This is a genomic window from Rhizobium sp. CCGE 510, from assembly GCF_000292525.1.
Lineage (GTDB): Bacteria > Pseudomonadota > Alphaproteobacteria > Rhizobiales > Rhizobiaceae > Rhizobium.
Genome location: NZ_AEYF01000040.1, coordinates 24,740 through 44,579 on the forward strand (window position 1 = coordinate 24,740; position 19,840 = coordinate 44,579).

At 61.7% G+C, this 19,840-nt stretch carries 16 protein-coding genes and 1 riboswitch; of the genes, 15 read left to right on the plus strand and 1 reads right to left on the minus strand.

Features of this window, described 5'->3' with window-relative positions; translation table 11 throughout:
• Positions 1–26 precede the first annotated feature (26 nt).
• A riboswitch (SAM riboswitch) is annotated at positions 27–104 on the plus strand.
• Between the two features lie 49 nt (positions 105–153).
• The 6 genes from metA to RCCGE510_RS18280 all read left to right on the plus strand — a co-directional run bounded on the left by metA (position 154) and on the right by RCCGE510_RS18280 (position 6,116).
• On the plus strand, positions 154–1,077 hold the full coding sequence (gene metA, locus RCCGE510_RS18255) for a homoserine O-succinyltransferase (RefSeq protein ID WP_007632359.1): 924 nt from the start codon (positions 154–156) through the stop codon (positions 1,075–1,077).
• 173 nt (positions 1,078–1,250) lie between these two features.
• The gene (locus RCCGE510_RS18260) at positions 1,251–2,273 is read left to right on the plus strand and encodes an aldose epimerase family protein (RefSeq protein WP_007632360.1); all 1,023 of its coding nucleotides are present in this window, start codon (positions 1,251–1,253) and stop codon (positions 2,271–2,273) included.
• Positions 2,274–2,418: 145 nt separating this feature from the next.
• The gene (locus tag RCCGE510_RS18265; RefSeq protein WP_007632361.1) at positions 2,419–3,192 is read left to right on the plus strand and encodes a GntR family transcriptional regulator; all 774 of its coding nucleotides are present in this window, start codon (positions 2,419–2,421) and stop codon (positions 3,190–3,192) included.
• A complete protein-coding gene (locus tag RCCGE510_RS18270) occupies positions 3,189–4,220 on the plus strand; it encodes an SIS domain-containing protein (RefSeq protein ID WP_007632362.1) in 1,032 nt (343 codons plus the stop codon). Before RCCGE510_RS18265 ends, RCCGE510_RS18270 begins: the two co-directional genes overlap by 4 nt.
• A complete protein-coding gene (gene nagA / locus RCCGE510_RS18275; protein ID WP_007632363.1) occupies positions 4,220–5,371 on the plus strand; it encodes an N-acetylglucosamine-6-phosphate deacetylase in 1,152 nt (383 codons plus the stop codon). Before RCCGE510_RS18270 ends, nagA begins: the two co-directional genes overlap by 1 nt.
• Positions 5,372–5,387: 16 nt before the next feature.
• The gene (locus RCCGE510_RS18280) at positions 5,388–6,116 is read left to right on the plus strand and encodes an SIS domain-containing protein (RefSeq protein ID WP_007632364.1); all 729 of its coding nucleotides are present in this window, start codon (positions 5,388–5,390) and stop codon (positions 6,114–6,116) included.
• Positions 6,117–6,289: 173 nt separating this feature from the next.
• Here RCCGE510_RS18280 and efp read toward each other — a convergent pair whose 3' ends face one another.
• Positions 6,290–6,859 (minus strand): elongation factor P, encoded by a 570-nt coding sequence (gene efp, locus RCCGE510_RS18285; protein WP_007632365.1) that lies wholly within the window; start codon positions 6,857–6,859, stop codon positions 6,290–6,292.
• Between the two features lie 148 nt (positions 6,860–7,007).
• On the opposite strand from efp, the gene epmA reads away from it, so the two are divergent.
• The 9 genes from epmA to RCCGE510_RS18330 all read left to right on the plus strand — a co-directional run bounded on the left by epmA (position 7,008) and on the right by RCCGE510_RS18330 (position 19,821).
• Positions 7,008–8,069: an EF-P lysine aminoacylase EpmA gene (epmA, locus tag RCCGE510_RS18290; RefSeq protein ID WP_007632366.1), complete on the plus strand. Its 1,062-nt coding sequence runs from the start codon at positions 7,008–7,010 to the stop codon at positions 8,067–8,069.
• Entirely contained in the window at positions 8,066–9,118 is a 1,053-nt protein-coding gene (locus RCCGE510_RS18295) for a lysine-2,3-aminomutase-like protein (protein ID WP_007632367.1), read from the plus strand. Before epmA ends, RCCGE510_RS18295 begins: the two co-directional genes overlap by 4 nt.
• A 262-nt stretch (positions 9,119–9,380) precedes the next feature.
• Positions 9,381–9,632: an acyl carrier protein gene (locus tag RCCGE510_RS18300; RefSeq protein WP_007632368.1), complete on the plus strand. Its 252-nt coding sequence runs from the start codon at positions 9,381–9,383 to the stop codon at positions 9,630–9,632.
• Positions 9,632–10,813, plus strand: a complete 1,182-nt coding sequence (locus tag RCCGE510_RS18305; protein ID WP_007632373.1) for an acyl-CoA dehydrogenase family protein — start codon at positions 9,632–9,634, stop codon at positions 10,811–10,813. Before RCCGE510_RS18300 ends, RCCGE510_RS18305 begins: the two co-directional genes overlap by 1 nt.
• A gap of 5 nt (positions 10,814–10,818) precedes the next feature.
• Positions 10,819–11,727 (plus strand): amino acid--[acyl-carrier-protein] ligase, encoded by a 909-nt coding sequence (locus RCCGE510_RS18310; protein ID WP_007632374.1) that lies wholly within the window; start codon positions 10,819–10,821, stop codon positions 11,725–11,727.
• A complete protein-coding gene (locus RCCGE510_RS18315; protein WP_192815326.1) occupies positions 11,718–12,698 on the plus strand; it encodes a DUF1839 family protein in 981 nt (326 codons plus the stop codon). Before RCCGE510_RS18310 ends, RCCGE510_RS18315 begins: the two co-directional genes overlap by 10 nt.
• A gap of 16 nt (positions 12,699–12,714) precedes the next feature.
• Positions 12,715–15,195: a glycoside hydrolase family 2 protein gene (locus RCCGE510_RS18320; protein WP_007632376.1), complete on the plus strand. Its 2,481-nt coding sequence runs from the start codon at positions 12,715–12,717 to the stop codon at positions 15,193–15,195.
• A gap of 45 nt (positions 15,196–15,240) precedes the next feature.
• Entirely contained in the window at positions 15,241–16,419 is a 1,179-nt protein-coding gene (locus tag RCCGE510_RS18325) for a glycosyltransferase family 4 protein (protein WP_007632377.1), read from the plus strand.
• 90 nt (positions 16,420–16,509) lie between these two features.
• Positions 16,510–19,821: an alpha/beta fold hydrolase gene (locus tag RCCGE510_RS18330; protein WP_007632378.1), complete on the plus strand. Its 3,312-nt coding sequence runs from the start codon at positions 16,510–16,512 to the stop codon at positions 19,819–19,821.
• The last annotated feature ends 19 nt before the right edge of the window (positions 19,822–19,840 follow it).

Sequence of the window (19,840 nt, forward strand, 5' to 3'; positions counted from 1 at the left end):
GTTGATTCGCGGTCCGACTGGGGCTAATTAAGCTCCGTGGTGATTTGGCCGGCCGGCTTGCAGCCACGTTAAAAAAGTCGCTAAAGGGCCGCGTGCGGACCGGTAGCGATTTTTTTCGCCGCCGGTTTTTTGTTTTTTGATCGAGTGACCGCAATGCCCATCAAGATCCCCGATACGCTGCCCGCCTTCGAAACCCTGGTTCAAGAGGGTGTGCGGGTGATGACCGAGACGTTGGCGATCCGTCAGGATATCCGACCGCTGCAGATCGGGCTGCTCAATCTTATGCCGAACAAGATTAAGACCGAACTGCAGATGGCCCGGCTCGTCGGCGCCTCGCCACTGCAGGTCGAGCTGTCGCTGATCCGCATCGGCGGCCACAAAGCGAAGAACACGTCCGAAGATCATCTGCTCGCCTTCTACCAGACCTGGGAGGAGGTCAAGCACCGCAAATTCGACGGCTTCATCATCACCGGGGCGCCGATTGAGCTTTTGCCCTATGAGGACGTTACCTATTGGCCGGAGATGCAGCAGATTCTCGACTGGACGGAAACGAACGTGCATTCGACGATGAACGTCTGCTGGGGCGCGATGGCGGCGATCTATCATTTCCACGGCGTTCCGAAATACGAGCTGAAAGAGAAGGCCTTCGGCATCTACCGCCACCGGAACCTGAAACCGTCCTCCATCTATCTCAACGGCTTTTCCGACAATTTCGAGGTGCCGGTATCGCGCTGGACCGAAGTGCGCCGCGCCGATATCGAGACATCCGAAAGCCTGGAGATCTTGATGGAATCAAGCGAGATGGGTGTCTGCCTCGTGCACGAGAAGAGGGGAAGGCGGCTCTACATGTTCAACCATGTCGAATATGATTCCACCTCGCTTTCCGACGAGTATTTCCGCGACGTCAATGCCGGCGTGCCGATCAAGATGCCGCACAACTACTTCCCGCATAACGATTCGGCGCTGACGCCGCAGAACCGCTGGCGCAGCCACGCGCATCTCCTGTTTGGCAACTGGATCAATGAGATCTACCAGACGACGCCCTTCGATGTGGAGGAGATCGGCACGGACCTCTAAAGCACCGCGCCTCGACCGAGGCCCCCGCATCGCTACTGTGGTGCTTCTTCTAATCCGACCGGTTGCGGTTTGGAGCAAATGCGGGCAGGTTCCGCACCTGAAACCTACAGCGTTGCGGGTCTCTATCTGACGTGCAACGCTGTAAAACTTTGAATTAGAATGGACGGTCGATGATGTCGGATAAATTGGAGCGGGAAGTTTTCGGGCAGACGACGGCAGGCGAGACCGTCTATCGCGTCGAGATCAAGGGCGGCGGGCTGACAGCCAAGATCATCACCTGGGGCGCGGTCATCCAGGATCTGCGCCTTCAGGGACATGAGGCGCCACTGCAGCTCGGTTTCGACGATTTCGACAGCTACCCGCTTTATTCGGCCTATTTCGGCGCGACACCGGGCCGCTGCGCCAACCGTGTCGGTGGCGGCGCCTTCAAACTCGACGGCAAGGACTACCAGCTCGAGTTGAACGAAAATGGCGTCACCCATCTGCATGGCGGCAGCGACAATGTCGCCAAACGCATCTGGACAGTCGTCGAGCACGATGTCGACCGCGTGGTGCTGAAGATCGTCGATCCCGATGGCCGCGCCGGCTATCCCGGCAATTGCACCATCCAGGCAACCTTTCGGGTGCACGGTAACGGCGAACTGTCGGTGACCTATGAATCGACCTGTGATCAGCCAACGCTCGCCAATGTCTGCCAGCACGCTTATTTCAATCTCGACGGCCGCGAGGATGCGCTTGGCCACGACATCATGATCGCGGCCGATCACTACCTGCCGACCGACGGGAAACAGGTCCCGACCGGCGAGATCCGTTCCGTCGAGGGCACGGAGTTCGATTTCCGCGAGATGGCGCCGATGAAGCGTTTCGTCGGCAGCGAACAGGCTTTGTACGACCATAATTTCTGTTTGTCGGGCGAACGCACCGCCAAGCGCAGCGTCGCGCTTGCCCGCAGCCTGTATTCCGGTGTGTCGCTTGAGGTGCGCAGCACCGAGCCGGGCGTACAGTTCTATGCCGGTTTCAAGCTCGATACCGGCGCTCCCGGCATCGGCGGGCGCAAGTACGGCCCGTTTGCCGGCTTCTGCCTAGAGACGCAGGTCTGGCCGGATGCCATCAATCACAAGGGTTTCCCGAATGCGGTGCTGCGCCCCGGCGAAGTGCTGCGCCAGGAGACGGACTATATCTTCACTAAGAGCTGACGCCTTTTTTAGACGCACGGCGCTGTGAACGCACGGCTTTCAAATCTTATCGCTATGAACCTCTCCGGTCCCCGGGGAGGTTTTTTCTTGGCCGTGCGCGATTGCTGCTTGTGGATTGGTTCTAAATAGGTTCTATTGTGTTCACATGGATAGAACCAGTCTGATAGCGGAGCTGAACAACCGCGGCCTGCGTGACGAGGCGTTGACCGGCCCGCTCTACAAGCGGCTGGCGCAGGCGCTGACCGGTCTTATTCAGGAGGGCCTGCTGAAGCCTGGCACGGCGCTGCCGGGAGAGCGCGACCTTGCCGAGGCCTTGAAGCTCGGCCGTGTCACCGTGCGCACCGCCTATCGCGATCTGATGACATCGGGCGCCCTGGAATCGCGCCATGGAAGCGGTACCTTCGTATCGAGCAGAGTGGAGCGCATGGAACAGTCGCTCTGGCGGCTTTCCTCCTTCTCAGCCGACATGCGTTCGCGTGGGCGTCTGCCAGCCGCGCGGATCTTGTCGCGGGCCGTCAATACGCCGTCGCCGGAGGAATCCTTTCTGCTCGGCCTTGGTGGCGACGAGCCGGTACTGAGGCTTGACCGGCTGCGTCTCGCCGACGGACTGCCGCTGGCGATCGAACGCGCCGTGGTGCCGATCAAATTCTTAGGCGGCGATCCCGGCGGCGAGGGATCGCTCTATGATGCGCTGGCGGCCAACGGTCACAAGCCGGTGCGGGCGCTGCAGCGGCTAACGGCGGTGACGCTCGATCCGTCCTCCGCTGCGATCCTGAATGTCAAATCAGGCGCGCCAGCGCTTCTGATCGAACGCGTTTCGCGCCTGGAAGACCAGCGCGTCGTGGAATACACCCGCTCGCATTATCGCGGCGATGCCTATGATTTCGTTGCCGAATTGAGAATCGGAGATGACCTATGAGTGAGAATCAGTCGCTGATGCTGCAGGAAGCCGGCCAATCCCCCGAGGTGGTGGCCACGCTTCTTGAGAAGGAAAAGCCGGCCCTTGCCGAGATCGCCCGGCTATTTTCGTCCGCCCGCCCGAGCGTGGTGACGACGGCGGCGCGTGGCTCCTCGGACCATGCCGCCACCTTCTTCAAATACCTTTTCGAGATCACCTGCGGCGTCCCGGTCGCCTCGGTCGGCCCGTCGATCGCTTCGGTCTATGGTGCCGCGCTGCATCTCAAGGGGGGTGTGCATTTCACCGTCTCGCAGTCGGGTGCCAGCCCCGATATCGTCGCATTGCAGGATGCGGCCAAAAGGGGCGGAGCGACGACGATTGCCGTTGTCAACGTCACCGACAGTCCGCTTGCGAAGCAAGCCGATATTGTTCTCGGGCTCAATGCCGGCGCGGAAAAGAGCGTTGCGGCGACCAAATCCTTTATCGCCTCCGTCGCCGCCCTTGCCGGCGTGACGGCTGCGGTCGGCGGTGCGTCCGACCTGCAGGCTGCGCTTGGCAAACTGCCGGAGGCGCTTTCAGCAACCGCCGGGATCGACACGGCGGTAGCCGAGGAGGTGCTTTTCAATGCGACCTCGCTCTATACAGCAGGCCGCGGCCCGGCCTTCGCAATCGCGCTCGAAGCGGCGTTGAAGGCCAAGGAAACCTCCGGCCTGCATGCCGAGGCCTTCTCGTTGGCGGAACTGATGCACGGCCCGATGCGCCTGGTGCAACCGGGCTTTCCGATCGTCGCCTTTGCGCCGGACGATGCGGCCTTCGTCAACAACGTCCAGGCGCTGGAGCGCCTGCAAAAGCTCGGCGCCACCACTGTCGGTTTCTCCACGCAGCCGCTTTCCGGCGTCAATTTGCGCGTGTCGACGACGGGCAATGGCCTTATCGATCCGCTGGTGTCGCTGCTCGTCTATTACCGGCTGATCGAGTCGGTGACGCGCCGCAAGGGCTTCGATCCCGACAAGCCGGCGAACCTGCTCAAGGTGACGGAGACGGTCTGATGGTCCGCAAGATCTTCATCGGCGCTCGCATCTTCGACGGCGAGCGCTTCCATGACGAGAAAGCACTGATCGTTGCCGACGGCCGTGTCGAAGCGATCGCTGCTGGAAACGATCTGCCGGACAGCGAGACGGTAACACTTGCCGGCGGCGTGCTGTCGGCCGGCTTCATCGATGCGCAGGTCAATGGCGGCGCCGGGCGGATGCTGAACGACGATCCATCAGCCATCTCGATGGAGATCATCGCTGCTGGACACCGGCCCTATGGCACGACATCGCTCTTGCCGACACTGATCACCGATACATCCGAGGCATCCATTGCCGCAATCGAGGCTGCCAAGGAGGCGGTGAAGGCAAACCGTGGCGTCGCGGGCCTGCATCTGGAAGGCCCGCATCTGGCGCCTGCGCGCAAGGGTGCGCATTTGGCCGAACTGATGCGGCCGGTCGAGGACCGCGACGTCAAAGCCTTCATCCGGGCACGCGAGGCAATCGGTACGCTACTCGTCACCATGGCTGCCGAGCAGGTGACGGTTGCCCAGGTGCGCACGCTTGCCGAAGCCGGCGTCAGCGTCAGCATCGGCCATTCCGATTGTTCGAGCGAGGCAGCGGAAGAACGTTTCGATGCCGGAGCGCGCGGCGTCACGCATCTTTTCAACGCCATGAGCCAGCTCGGGCACCGCACCCCCGGCCTTGTCGGCGCGGCGATCGATCATCCCTCGACTTGGTGCGGCATCATTGCCGACGGTCACCATGTCGATCCGAAGGCTTTGCGCACGGCGCTGCGCGCCAAACGCGGCGAAGGCAAACTGTTCTTCGTCACCGATGCGATGTCGCTCGTCGGGTCGGAGAAGGATTCGTTCACGCTGAACGGGCGCGCCGTCCGGCGCGAACGGGGCGGTTTCTGCTCGAAGCTGGTACTGTCCGACGGCACGCTGGCCGGTTCCGACGTCGACATGATCTCGACGATCCGCTACGGCGTCACCTATCTCGATCTGACGCTGGCCGAGGCTTTGCGCATGGCAACGCTTTATCCCGCCCGCTTCCTCAAACTGGGCGATCGCGGCCATCTCGCACCAGGCGCGCGCGCCGATCTCGTGCATCTCACCGATGCGCTCTCCGTCACCGCCACCTGGCTCAGCGGCGAAGCGGCATGACTCAAGGAGACGTGGGATGACTGACATCACCAATGCCTATTTCTCCAACTTGATTGGCCGGCTGGAAGAATTGAAGCAAACGCTTGCCGAGCCGATGGCGCAGGCAGCGGCCGTCATTCTCGATGCCGCTCGTGGCGACAAGCGCGTCTACGTCTTCGGCACCGGCCATTCGCATATGCTGGCGGAAGAGGTGCACTATCGTGCCGGCGGGCTCGCCTTCACCGTGCCGGTGCTCGTCGGCTCGGCGATGCTGCATGAGGGTGCGGTAATCAGTTCAGTCTATGAACGCACGCAGGGCCTGGTCCGGCCGATGTTGGAGCGTTACGGCATGCAGCCGGGCGACGTCATCATCATCGCCTCCAATTCGGGCGTCAACGCTGCGCCGATCGAAGCCGCCGACTACGCGCGGGAAATCGGCGCAAAGGTGATTGCCATCACGTCGATCGCCTATTCCTCGGCGATCGCCAATGGCCGCCGGCGGCTCGCCGATGCGGCCGATGTGGTGCTCGACAACGGGCTGCCACCGGGTGACGCCGTTCTCGATCTCGAAGGCACGGGGCTTCGGGTTGGGCCGGTCTCGACGGCGGTCGGGGTGACGGTCATCAATGCGATCTTCGCCGAGGTCGCCTCGGAGCTTTCGAAATGCGGCGATGCACCGGTTTATCTCAGCGCCAACATGCCGGGTGCAGCCGAGATCAACCAGAAGCTTGTGCGGAAGTACCGGCCGCGCAACCCGCATCTCTAAAGCGCGGCGCGATCTTTCAGATCGCTCCTCGCGCTTTAGCTCATTGTTTTTGCGCATATCGTTGCCGCAAAACCGCTGAACACTTTTGCGCGACATGCTTTAATCAGCAATGTTGGCGGCGGACACAAAAAAGGCCGGTTGGAACCGGCCTTTTGCATGGAATGAACCAGGGATCAGTCCTTGGCGCGTTCGACGTAGGAATTGTCTTCCGTTGCGATGACGACGCGGGTGCCGGCATTGATGTGCGGCGGCACCATGGCGCGCACGCCGTTCGACAGGATGGCCGGCTTGTAGGAGGACGATGCCGTCTGGCCCTTGACGACCGGTTCCGTCTCGGTGATCTCAAGCGTGACGTGGCGCGGCAGCTCGAGTGCCAGCGGAAGGCCTTCATAGATCGAGAGGATGCAGGACATGCCTTCCTGCAGATAGACCTTCTGGTCGCCCATGGTGTCGACATCGACCACGACCTGATCGTAGTTGCTCGGGTTCATGAAGTGGAAGCCTTCGCCGTCTTGATAGAGATATTGGAAGGACACGTCCTCAACGAAGGCGCGCTCGACCTGTTCGGTGGTGCGCCAACGCTCGGAAACCTTCACGCCGTCAACGATGCGGCGCATGTCGACCTGGGTGACCGGCGTACCCTTGCCCGGATGAAAGTTCTGAGCGGTGAGAACGACGTAAAGCTTGCCGTCGACGTCGAGAACGTTGCCCTTGCGGACCGAAGAGGCGATGACCTTGACCATAAGACTTCCTTGTAACTCGGCTTTCGGCGTCGTAGAGAACTGCCGAGACGCCTCGAAGACGCAAATATTTTTCTTTGGGGGCGCAACTAACCTAAAATCCGGGAAATAGCCATCCCCATACCGGCTTCTCCGGCGAAGAAAGCTTGGAATGAACTCTTCGGCGAAAGCGTCCCCCTGGTGGACCCCGTCCGTACACGCCGATCGCCGCCCGTTCCTGATCGGGCGCAATGCGATCCAGGCGGCGTTGCGCGGGTTTTTCGCGCGCGAGGATTTCATCGAGGTGGATACGGCGGTGCTGCAGGTCTCGCCGGGCAATGAAGCGCATCTGCATGCCTTCGCAACGGAAGCGCTGACGACGGATGGGCAAAAAGCCCCGTTCTACCTGCACACCTCGCCGGAATTTGCCTGCAAGAAGCTGCTTGCGGCCGGCGAAGAACGCATCTCGTGTTTTGCCCATGTCTATCGCAATCGCGAACGCGGACCGCTGCACCATCCCGAATTCACCATGCTCGAATGGTATCGGGCCGGCGAAAGCTACGAGAGCCTGATGATGGATTGTGTGCGGATCCTGGCGCTCGCGGCCGAAACGGTAAAGGCTGAAAAACTTGCCTATCGCGGCGGCGAAAGCGATCCTTTCGCCGGTCCGGAGCGGATCGGCGTTGCCGAAGCATTCGAGCGTCATGCCGGCATCGACCTTCTCGCCTCGGTCGCCGCGGACGGGTCGACCGATCGCGATCATCTGGCGGCCGAGGTGACGCGCGTCGGTATGCGTGTTGCCGACGACGACGGCTGGGCCGATCTGTTCAGCCGGGTGCTGGTCGAAAAGATCGAGCCGCATCTCGGCTTCGGCCGCATTACCATCCTCGACGAATATCCGATCTCGGAGGCGGCACTTGCGCGTCCCTCGGCACGCGATCCGAGGGTTGCCGAGCGGTTCGAGCTTTACGCCTGCGGCGTCGAGCTCGCAAACGGCTTCGGCGAGCTCACCAATGCTACCGAACAGCGCCGGCGCTTCGAGATCGAAATGGCCGAAAAGGCTCGCGTCTACGACGAGACCTATCCGATCGACGAGGATTTCCTTGCCGCAGTTTCGCTGATGCCTGAAGCAAGCGGCATCGCGCTCGGCTTCGACCGGTTGGTGATGTTGGCGACGGGAGCTTCGCGCATCGACCAGGTGCTCTGGGCGCCGGTGGCGGAGTATGGACGATGAATGCCGTCAAACCGCTCAAAAGCGTCGACGATCTGGTGATGGCAGGACTGGTCGCGCCGGCCGATCGTGCAACGCTCGAGCAGGTTGCGGCGCGTTACGCGATCGCGCTGACGCCTGCGATCAGCAAGCTCATCGACCGCACCGATCCTGACGATCCGATCGCACGGCAATTCGTGCCTGATAGTGCCGAACTCACGATCACCCGAGAAGAACGCGCCGATCCGATCGGCGATCATGCCCATAGCCCCGTCGAAGGTATCGTTCACCGCTATCCCGATCGTGTATTGCTCAAAGCCGTGCATGTCTGCCCGGTTTATTGCCGCTTCTGCTTCCGACGCGAAATGGTCGGGCCGCAGGGCCTCGGCACGCTCGATGCGGCGGCGATGCAGACAGCATTCGATTACATCAAAGGTCATGAGGAGATCTGGGAGGTCATCCTGACCGGTGGCGATCCGCTGGTGCTTTCTCCGCGCCGCCTCCATGACATTATGGAGGCGCTTGCCGGGATCGCCCATGTCAAGATCGTGCGTTTCCACACCCGTGTTCCTGTTGTCGATCCCGAGAAGATCGATGCGGCGATGATCGCCGCGCTGAAGGCGAGCGGCAAGACGGTCTATGTGGCGCTGCATGCCAACCATGTCAGAGAACTGACGGCGGAAGCGCGTGCTGCCTGTGCCCGCCTCGTCGATGCCGGCATCCCCATGGTCAGCCAGTCGGTGTTGCTCAAGGGCGTCAACGACGATCCGGATGCGCTTGCAGCACTGATGAAGGCCTTCGTCGAGATCCGTGTCAAACCCTATTACCTGCATCATCCTGATCTGGCGCCCGGTACCAGTCATTTCAGAGTGACGATCGAGGAGGGGCAGAGGATCGTCTCCGCGTTGCGCGGACAGATTTCCGGTCTCTGCCAGCCGACCTACATCCTTGATATCCCGGGCGGTCACGGCAAGGCCGTTGTCAGCGGAAATGCCATCCGGGCTAGCGGTGACGGATGTTATTCCGTCTCGGATTATCGCGGCGGCGAGCATTCCTATCCGCCCGCTGATTGAGGAAAACGGGTGTTTTTCGTGTCATTTCTGTACGCACTGGGCTGAAAGCTGCGGCGATCATCGCTCTCGAAAATCGTTTAAATTATTGATATATAAATTTTATTTTAGTTAGCACCGAAATGGTCGCTAAAATTCTAACTGTGAGCCTCAATCATATTTAACGCTATAAATTAGCGGAATTTTCTGTTTTCCGCACTAAAAGAACGCTCATGACAAGGCGATGAACGCCGGTTCGGGATCATGAGAATCTTGGAGTGATGGGATGCATAAGACAATCCGCGACCTCGTAGCCAAATACGGCAAACTTCCTGCGTCGATCGACCAGGTCGCCGACGAAGCCGATCTTTATGCGGCCGGTCTGACGTCCTTTGCTTCGGTGCAGCTGATGCTTGGCATCGAAGAGGCGTTCGACATCGAATTTCCCGACAATCTCCTGAACCGCAAATCCTTCGCGAGCATCTCGGCCATCGCCCGGACCGTTGATCTCATCCGGGACAGCCGGAAGGTCGCCTGATGAACTTCCCTGTGAAGATCATGCAGGACGGTCTTGTCGCACGAGTGGCCCGCGTTGCCGAAATCGCGGCGAAACACGCCGATGCCGTCGACACCGAAGCTCGCTTTCCGCGCGAAGCCGTGGATGCGATGAAGGCCGAAAGGCTGCTCGGCATCCAGGTGCCGCGCCAATTCGGCGGCGAATCCGCCTCGATCACCGAGATCGCCGAATTGTGCTCGATGCTCGGCCAGGCCTGTGCGGCAAGCGCCATGGTCTTCGCCATGCATCATATCAAGCTGTCGAGCCTTGTTGAACACGGGACCGACAGCGAATGGCACCGCGACTTCATGCATCGCATTGCCGCCAATCAGCTGCTGATCGCATCGGCCACCACAGAAGGTGGCATTGGCGGTAACTTGCGCAACAGTATTTGCGCGGTCGAGGTCGATGGTGACACCTGTCGCCTGGCGAAGGATGCGACCGTCATTTCCTATGGCTCGCATGCCGACGCCATTCTCATCACCTCGCGTGCCCACGCGCAGGCGGCTTCCTCCGATCAGGTGCTGACGGCCTTCCTCAAGGACCAGTACACGCTCGAGAAAACGCATGTCTGGAATACGCTCGGCATGCGCGGCACCTGCTCCGACGGATTCCTCTTCAAGGGGCAGGCGCCGGCGCATCAAATCCTGCCGAAGCCCTTCGCCGAGATCGCCGCGCAATCCATGCTCGCCTCCTCGCACTTGTTGTGGAGCGGCGTCTGGTACGGCATCGCCGTCGACGCCGTCGCACGCGCTCAGGCTTTCGTGCGCGCCGCCGCCCGCAAGACGCCGGATGCCCAGCCGCCGGGCGCGCTGCGCCTGGCCGAGGTTTCGAACCTGCTGCAGATGGTAAAATCCAATGTGGTTGCCGGCCTCAAGGCCTATGAGGATGCCAAGGTCGATGTCGACAGGCTGTCTTCGATGGGATTTGCGGTGACGATGAACAACGTCAAGATCGCCTCGTCCGAGACGATCCTGGAGATCGTCAACCATGCCATGCTGATCTGCGGCATCATGGGCTACAAGAATGGCACGCCCTTCAGCCTCGGACGCCATCTGCGCGACGCGCATTCCGCACAGCTGATGATTTCGAACGACCGCATCCTCGGCAATACGTCGAGCATGCTTCTTGTCCATAAGCAGGACACTAGCCTACTGGGGTGACAGTCATGGATATGCAGACCTCGTTTCTCGACCGGCTTTTCGAAGCCGGCCTGCTGATCGATACCGGCATCGACGGGCTCTATGGCCGCAGCGGCCAGTTCGAAGAGGTGATCGCTGCCTTCGAGCGCCTGGTCGACACGTTCGGCGGCGCCGACGGCGCGGAGGCCATGCGCTTTCCGCCGGGCATGAACCGCGCCTTCTTCGAAAAGAGCGGCTACATGAAGAGCTTTCCGCAACTCGCCGGCACGGTGCACAGCTTCTGCGGCAGCGAACTCGATCATGTCAGCCTGCTGCAATGCATGGAGGTGGGCGAGGACTGGACCAAGGGACAGGAGGCGACCAATATCGTGTTGACGCCGGCTGCCTGCTATCCGCTCTATCCGACGATCGCCAAGCGCGGCAACCTGCCGAAGACAGGCGGCCTCTTCGACCTGCAATCCTATTGCTTCCGCCACGAGCCGTCGAAGGATCCGGCCCGCCAGCAGCTGTTCCGCATGCGCGAATATGTCTGCATGGGTACCGAACAGCATGTCACCGATTTCCGCCAGCGCTGGATGGATCGCGGCGTCGAGATGATGAAGGCCGTCGGCCTCGACGTGACGATCGACGTCGCCAACGATCCGTTCTTCGGCCGCGCCGGCAAGATGCTTGCCAACAACCAGCGCGACCAGAACCTGAAATTCGAACTGCTGATCCCGATCACCTCGGCCGCAAATCCGACTGCCTGCATGAGCTTCAACTACCATCAGGACGCTTTCGGGACGAAGTGGGGTCTCAATCTCGAGGACGGCAGTGTCGCGCACACCGCCTGCGTCGGCTTCGGACTGGAGCGGATCGCGCTGGCTCTCTTCCATCATCACGGGCTCGACGTGAAGGAATGGCCGGCCAGCGTCCGGAAAACGCTGTGGGGCTGAGCCGGTCGATGACATCGGTATTTTCGGGAATCGACCCGGAAACCTATCGGGCGCATGCGCTGCATTCCAGTGAGCGCGCCTGGCCGGAAACCAATTGCTATGTCGATCTCTGGATCGAGGTGCTGGCGACTTCGGGCGTTGCGCCCGAGGCCATGCTCGGTTTCACCCTGACGCAGGATTTCGAGGGCGACCAATTCACCTTCTTCAAGGTGCCACTCGAAGATCTCGAAGCGCTCTACGGCATTCGCGCGACCGAGCTTGCCATCTACGACCGCGTCGAACGGCATGTCGAAGTGCAGATCGCGCGGGGCCGTCTCTGCCTGATCGAGATGGATTCCTTTTATATGCCGGATACGCGCGGCACTGCCTACCGGCAGGAACACGGCAAGACGACGGTGGCGATCAACCGGCTGGACGTTGCGGCCAAGCACGTCGATTATTTCCACAATGCCGGCTATTTCCGCCTCGAAGGCGAGGATTTCGACGGATTGTTCCAATTGCAGCTGACGGAAGATAACCCGCCGTTCCTGCCCTACACGGAATTTGCCCGCTTCCCGGAAAAGCCCGCGGATGAGGCGCATCTGCATTCGACCGCACGGCGGCTTGCCGGCGTTCATTTCACCAGGCGTCCCTGCGAAAACCCGATCCGCGCCTTTGCAAGCGTCTTTCCGCAACAGGTGGAAGCGGTGGCGGAGCGGCCGTTCGGCTTCTTCCACAAATACGCCTTCAACACGCTTCGCCAGGTGGGCGCCAATTTCGAGCTTGCGGCCGATTATCTGACCTGGCTTTCGCCCGGTGACCTCGCGGCGGCAGCCGAGCATGCGCGGCGCATTTCGGAAGTGGCGAAATCGGTGCAGTTCCAGCTTGCCCGCGCTGTCACCCGCAGGAAGTTCGAGCCGTTGCAGGCAGCCCTTGATCCGGCTGCCGATGCATGGGATTCCATGATGGTGTCGCTTGCGGGGCGAATCTGAGGCCGGAGATCTGACCATGCGGGGGCGTTTGGCAAGCATCGGTGCGGAGGAAAGTCTACTTTCCGAAGGCTGGAACCTGATCCTGACGGAGCCGGGCGCCTGCGCCGTGCCGCACGACATCCCGCTCTCTGCCCGGTTCATCCCAGCGCCCGTTCCCGGAACCGTCGCTGGCGCCCTCGAAAAGGCCGGTCTCTTCGATCGGGAAAATCCCGAACCGCTGAACACGAGAGACGCCTGGTATCTCTGCCGGCTGTTCGATGCCGAGCCCGGCGCGGCAATCCTGCGTTTTGCAGGGCTCGCGACGCTTTGCCATGTTTTCCTGAACGGCCAGGAAATCCTGTTTTCCGAGAGCATGTTCACGGCGCACGAGATTCCGGTGACGCTTTCGGGCGGCGACGAACTGGCGCTCTGCTTCCGGGCGCTCGGCCCCCGCCTGTCGGAGCCAGGCCCGCGTGCGCGCTGGCGGCCGCAGATGATCACGCCGGCGGGGCTGAAGAATTTCCGCACGACGCTGCTCGGTCATATGCCGGGCTGGTGCCCCGATATCCATGCCGTCGGGCCATGGCGGCCGATTTCGATGGTGCGGCGCAATCCCGTCTCGATCGACAACGTCTCCATCCGCGCGGTGTTGGAGGAGAGTGGGATCGGCCGTCTCAGCGTTTCTCTGCACAGCAATGCCGAGCATCCCGCGATGTTGCTGCACTGCGGCGGGATGGAGCAGCCCTTCGAGAAGATCGGCGACAATCATTACTCGGCGATCCTCAAGCTCTCCGACATCGAGCCCTGGTGGCCGCATACGCATGGCGCTCCGCGCCTCTATGAGCTGACGCTGATTTCCGACGGTGTGGAATATCCGCTCGGTACAACCGGCTTCCGGCGTATTGACGTCAACCGCGGCGCCGATGGCGATGACTTCGCGCTCACCGTCAATGGCGAACGCATCTTCTGCCGCGGCGCGGTGTGGACGACAGCCGATATCGTCCGATTGCCGGGCGGGCGGGCAGATTATGAACCGTTCCTGCGGCTTGCCGCTGAAGCCGGCATGAACATGATCCGCATCGGCGGCACCATGGCCTACGAGACGCCTGATTTCTTTGGGCTCTGCGACGAACTCGGTCTGCTCGTCTGGCAGGATTTCATGTTCGCCAATTTCGATTATCCGCGCAACGACAAGGCTTTTCTCGGCCATGTGCATGCGGAAGTCGAGGAATTCCTGCATGGCGTCCAGGCATCGCCATCGCTGGCGGTGCTCTGCGGCGGCAGTGAAATCCACCAGCAGGCGGCGATGCTGGGTCTCCCCGTGGAATTCTGGAGCGGGCCGGTCACCGATGAGATCATCCCGGCGATCGCCACGCGCATGCGACCCGATGTGCCCTATGTCCCGAATTCGCCACATGGCGGGGCGATGCCGTTTTCGCCGAATGCCGGTATCGCCCATTATTACGGTGTCGGCGCCTATATGCGGCCGATTGCCGATGCACGCCGCGCCGATGTGCGTTTTGCCTCCGAAAGCCTTGCCTTCGCGCATGTGCCGCAGCAGAGGACGCTGCACCGCCATCTCGACGTGCCGGCCGTCCACAGCCCGCTCTGGAAGGCCCGCGTGCCGCGCGACCGCAGCGCTTCGTGGGATTTCGAGGATGTTCGCGATTTCTACCTGCAGCTTCTCTACGACCTTGATCCGGCTCAGCTGCGCCGCGAAGATCCGGGGCATTATCTCGATCTTTCCCGCGCCATCACCGGCGAGGTGATCGAAGAGACCTTTGCCGAATGGCGGCGCAAGGGCTCCTCCTGTAACGGCGCCCTCGTCTGGACGCTGCAGGACCTGCTGCCCGGTCCCGGTTGGGGAGTGATCGATTCCACCGGGGAGCCGAAGCCGGTCTGGTATGCGATGCGCCGTGCATTCCGCCCGATTCAGGTGGTTTTCACCGATGAGGGAAACAACGGTCTCGACGTGCACATCATCAACGAGACGGATGCCGCCCTCGAGGTAGAACTCGAAGTCGTCTGCCTGCGTGAAGGGAAACAACAGGTGCTGAGCGGCAGTAGGGCCTTCAAGCTGGCCGCAAGGGACACGGAGCGTATTGCCGCTACCTCGCTGTTCGGCGCTTTTTTCGACACGACCTATGCCTTCCGTTTCGGGCCGCCGTCGCATGATGCGAGTGTCGCGCGTCTGCGTTCGCTGGAAGACGGCGCCGTGCTGGCGGAAAGCTTCCACTTCCCGTGCGGACGGGGGAAGGCGCTGCATGATGCCGGCATTGAGGCATCACTCGGCCGAGACGGCGACGACTGGTTCGTCGATCTGAAGACGGATCGGCTGGCGCAGTCGGTGCATATCGACATCGAAGGCTACCGGGCCGAAGACGACTGGTTCCATCTGGCCCCCGGCGCGATGCGGCGCGTAACGCTTTCTGCGCTGCCTGGCACCGAAAGCGATATTGCGCCTGCAGGCGAGATCAGAAGTCTAGGCAGTTCGCATCGCGTCGCAATCGAGGGCTGATGTCCCTGCGAAGGATGATGCCAATTCATTGAGAAAGACCGTGATTTGAGAACGACTTACCGCTTTTTGCGTGCCCATGTGCTGCAGCGGCTGATCCCGCGGTCGCGTCTTGCCTTCAATCCGCGCAAGCCGGTGGAAATCGTCGGCTATCTCTCGATGGCTGTCGGCGTCGGCGAATCGGCAAGGCTTTGCGCCGGCGCTCTGTCGGAGGCGGGAAGGGCGATCTCGCTTTCCGATGTCAGCACGCATCCTGACGAGGGTTCCTTCGCCGGATGGGTACGGTCGCATCTCTCCACCGAGCCGCCGGGAAGCCGTGTCTGGCACCTCAATCCGCCGATGCTGCCGCGCGCCATCCTGAAGAAGGGCGTAGCCAATTTCACCCGCGCCTACAACATCGGTTACTTCGCCTGGGAGCTCGAAGTCGTGCCGGCCGAGTGGCGCAACGCGATGCATTACATGAATGCCGTCTTTGTGCCGTCGGAATTCACCCGGCGAGTGATTGCGCCGCTCACCAAGGCACCCGTCATCGTCGTTCCGCATCCCGTCACCGAGGCGCCGGCGAGCGAAGGCATGCGGGAAAAGTTCGGCATCGAGAAGGATGCCTTTCTCGTCAGCTTCATCTTCAGCGGCGGCTCCTCGATCAACCGGAAGAATCCGCGGGCCGTCATCGAAGCCTTCAGGATATTCGCCGCCGAAGCCCCAAGCGCCTTCCTGTTGATGAAGGCCAGTGGCGATGTGAACAAGGATGAAGGCCTGCGCGCGCTGGTCGCTTCGGTTGCGGGCAACAGCCGCATCAGGATCGTCACCGACAGGCTGTCGAACGCCGAGATCAACGGCCTCATCCGCTCCTCCGACGCCTATCTTTCGCTGCATCGCTCCGAGGGTTTCGGGCTGACGGTTGCCGAGGCGATCATGCAGCGCACGCCGGTTATCTCAACCGCCTGGTCGGGCACGGCGGACTTCTGCGATCCTGATAATACATGGCTGGTCGACTCTTCTCTCATTCCTGTCGTCGATACTCATCCCGAATTTGTCGGGCTTGCAGGCGCGGTCTGGGCGGATCCCTCTCCGCAAGCTGCGGCGGCGCAGTTGAGGGACATCTACCTTGCGCCTGAGCGTGCGCTTGAGAAGGCAGAAAAGGCTCGGGAATTCCTGCTGCGCTATCTCGCTGACAATAGCTATGAGAAGGCGCTTCAGAGGCTGGCGGCGATGCAGGCGAGCTAAGGTGAGGTCGCCACTCCGCTTTATTTTAACATTTTCGCATTAGAGATGGCGAGTGTCGGGCCTCAAGGGCCGATCCTGGCGGATGGATAGATGTCGAAGGGTATTATCGCAAATTCGGTGATGAATGCGGCGGCAGGCATGTTGCTTTTGCTGACGGGCTTCGTGTCATCGATCATCACGGCGCGGCTGCTCGGGCCGGAAGCCAACGGCATTGTCGCCTTCTCGCTCTGGCTGGTGGTCACGGGCGCCTCGATTGCCGAGCTCGGTTCCAGCATCACGCTGTTGAAGACTCTGCCGCAACTTTCGGCAGAAGGATACGACGCGCGCCGCCGGCGCGGTTTTGCCGCCATCCTCGTCAGCTTCATGATGTTCTCGACCGTCGTGCTGCTGGCGCTCTACGCTCTGTTCTTCCTGACCTCCGAGGAGATGCACTGGGCCGATACCGCGCCCTCCGTCGCTCTGGTCACCGGCGTGCTGTTCTTCGTCCAGGCGATCGGATCCTTCGTCAAATTCTACCTGATCGGCGAAAAAAGGCTTGGTGCCTTCTTCCGGCTGACGGTCGCCGTCTCGATCTTGCAGCTCGCCGGTGTTGCCGTCGGCGCCGTTTTCTATGGCGTCGAGGGTGTTCTCGTCGGTTATGCGCTCGGCCAACTCGTGCTGTTTTTCGCCACACTGCCGATCCTTCTTTCGCGGCGCGACTGGTGCGGAGTGTCGCTGAAATCGCTCGCCTCCTCCTCCGTCATCCTGTCGATCCAGTTCATCATCGATTCCATCTTCCTCAATCGGCTGGAACTGCTCTTCCTCCAGCAATTCTGGTCGGTGGAGATGGTCGGCTACTACGCCGTCGGCCTGTCGATCGCCAATATCGCCCTTCAATTGCCGATCCAGATGACCGGCAGCCTGCTGCCCTATTATTCCGAGCGGCGGCACAGCAGCGACGATTCGACCTTGCCGGTCGAAGTCTTCGCCGCCGTTACCCGCAGCATGGCCTATATCGTCTTGCCGATGAGCCTCGGGCTTGCCGCGATCTCCAGCGAACTGGTGCTTGTGGTGTTCGGCGAGGCGTTCCGCCGCAGCGGCACGGTGGTGGCGCTGCTGGCGCTCGTCGCGCCCGCCTATACCTTCATGCAGATCCTCAGCCTCTACCTGTTGTCGATGGACCGGGCTCGCTCCCGCCTGAACATCAGTGTGATAGGTGGCCTTCTCATGGTAGCGGGTTGTTTACTGATCGTACCTAGGCTTGCAGCCGAGGGTGCCGCACTCGTGCGCATCCTCGTTTTCGTTGCGATGTCGGTGATGATGATCAGGCAGACAGGATTCGGATCCCAGCTTTCGGGTCTCTACACAAGTCTGACGAAGGTGACGCTTGCCTCCGTGCTCTGCGCTTGCGGCGCGATTTCCGTGCTGGAATTCCTCCATGGCCCGGCCGGACTGCTCGCTGCAATCGTCGCCGGTGCATTCTGCTATTTCGCCGCGCTCCGCGTGCTCCGCGCCGTGCCGGGCGAGGATGTCGACGTCATGCGCTCCATTCTTGAAAAGATGCCGTCGCTGCTGCGCCGGCCTGTGGGCTACGCGATCAATTTCATTGCGCCGCGGCTTCCCGGCGATCCCGATCGCGCCAAGGTCGCGCCCGGCGAATTCTCGCTCGAGCCGGCCGAGGGTGCGGGACGCAGCGCTGCCATGCCTGTCGTGTTCGACGGCACGGTCGGGCTGTTCATGCCCGAGAATCCCCTAGTGAAGAAGCGATCGGCGGCCGTGCTCTTTGTCAGCCCGTGGGGTTTCGAGGAGATGTGCAGCCGCAAATTCTTCCGCGTCGCGGCCGAGCATTTTTCCGACATCGGCGTGCCGAGCCTGCGCTTCGACTATCGCGGCACCGGCGATGCGCTCGATTTCGGCGCGCTGCCGGCAAGGCTGGAAACCTGGGAAAATTCGATCCGCGCGGCCGCCGCCAAGCTGAAATCGCTGAGCGGCTGCGACCGCATCATCCTCATCGCCCAGGGCCTCGGTGCGACACTTTCCCAGCGCGTCGGCGCCTCGATCGACGGCGTCGACAGCCTGGTCATGCTGGCCCCGGTGCTGAGCGGCCGGGCCTATCTGCGTGAACTCAACATGTGGTCCAGGATTATCGACGCCGATCTCGGCCTCGGCAAGGAGCACGTCCAGACGGCGAAGGTGCAGATCGCCGGGTTGGTCATGCCCGAGGAGATCGCTGCCGAGCTCGGCAAGCTCAGTATCGCTTCACCGCAGGGGCTTGCAGCCTCGCGCTATCTGATCCTTGAACGTCCCGCCAAGTCCGAGGATACCGGCTTTGCCGATGCGGTGAGGGCGCTTGGCGCCGAGGTCGAGCAAGGGCCTTTCGAAGGCTATGACGAGCTCGCCACAAATCCGCTGTTTGCCAAGACGCCGATGGATGTCATCGCGCTGTTGACGACGTGGCTTGAGGCAACGACGAGGGAGACGTCCGCAGCCCATTCATCGGCAGCGATCGAGAACCCGCCGCTTGCGGGCGACGGTTTTACGGAGATGCCGATCCGTTTCGGAAGCCATGATCACCTGGTCGGCGTGGTCAGCCGGCCGCTGGGCGAGATCAAGGGCAATGCCGTGCTGTTCCTGTCGACCGCCTATGACCGGCACGCCGGCTGGGGGCGGACGACGGTCGATATGGCCCGCGAGCTGGCGCGGCAAGGCGTCGTTTCGCTGCGTTTCGATTCCGCCAATGTCGGCGACAGCCCGCCGCGGCCGGATGCACCGGAACAGGTGCTTTATTCGGATACGCAGACCGCGGACGCGGTCGCCTCGCTCGATCTGCTGGAAAGCATTGTCACCGGTCCGGTCATGGTCGCCGGCCGATGCAGCGGCGGTTATCTCGCCTTCCGCGCTGGGGTTGCCGATGAACGTCTGAAGGCCGTCGTGTCGATCAATCCCTTCGTCTATTATTGGGACCCGAAGATACCGGTGCGCAAGGAACATGTCGTTTCCGTTCCCCGCAGCCTGGATGACTACGGACAGCGCCTGGCGCGGCTCGATACGCTGAAGCGGCTGTTGCGCGGCCAGGTGGATGTGGTTTCGGCGCTGCAGAATGTCGTCATCGCCGCCGGCCGCCGGCTGTCGCCGTGGATCGCGCCGCTGCTGGAGCTGCTTCCCGACCGACGCCATATCGCCCGCGAGGTCAGGCATTCTTTCGCACTGTTCGGCAAACGCAAGGTGCCGCTGACGCTGATCTACAGCGAGGGCGATGTCGGGCTCGACCACGTCTATTTCCATTTTGGGCCGCGCGGCGCCAGGCTTTCCCGCTATCCGAACGTGCGGTTGCTGATGCTGCCGGATGCCGACCACAATCTGACGCCGCCGCAGTCGCGCAAATTCGTGCTGGACGAAATCATTCGTCTAGCGAGAGCGTGACCGGAATTCAGCGGGCTGG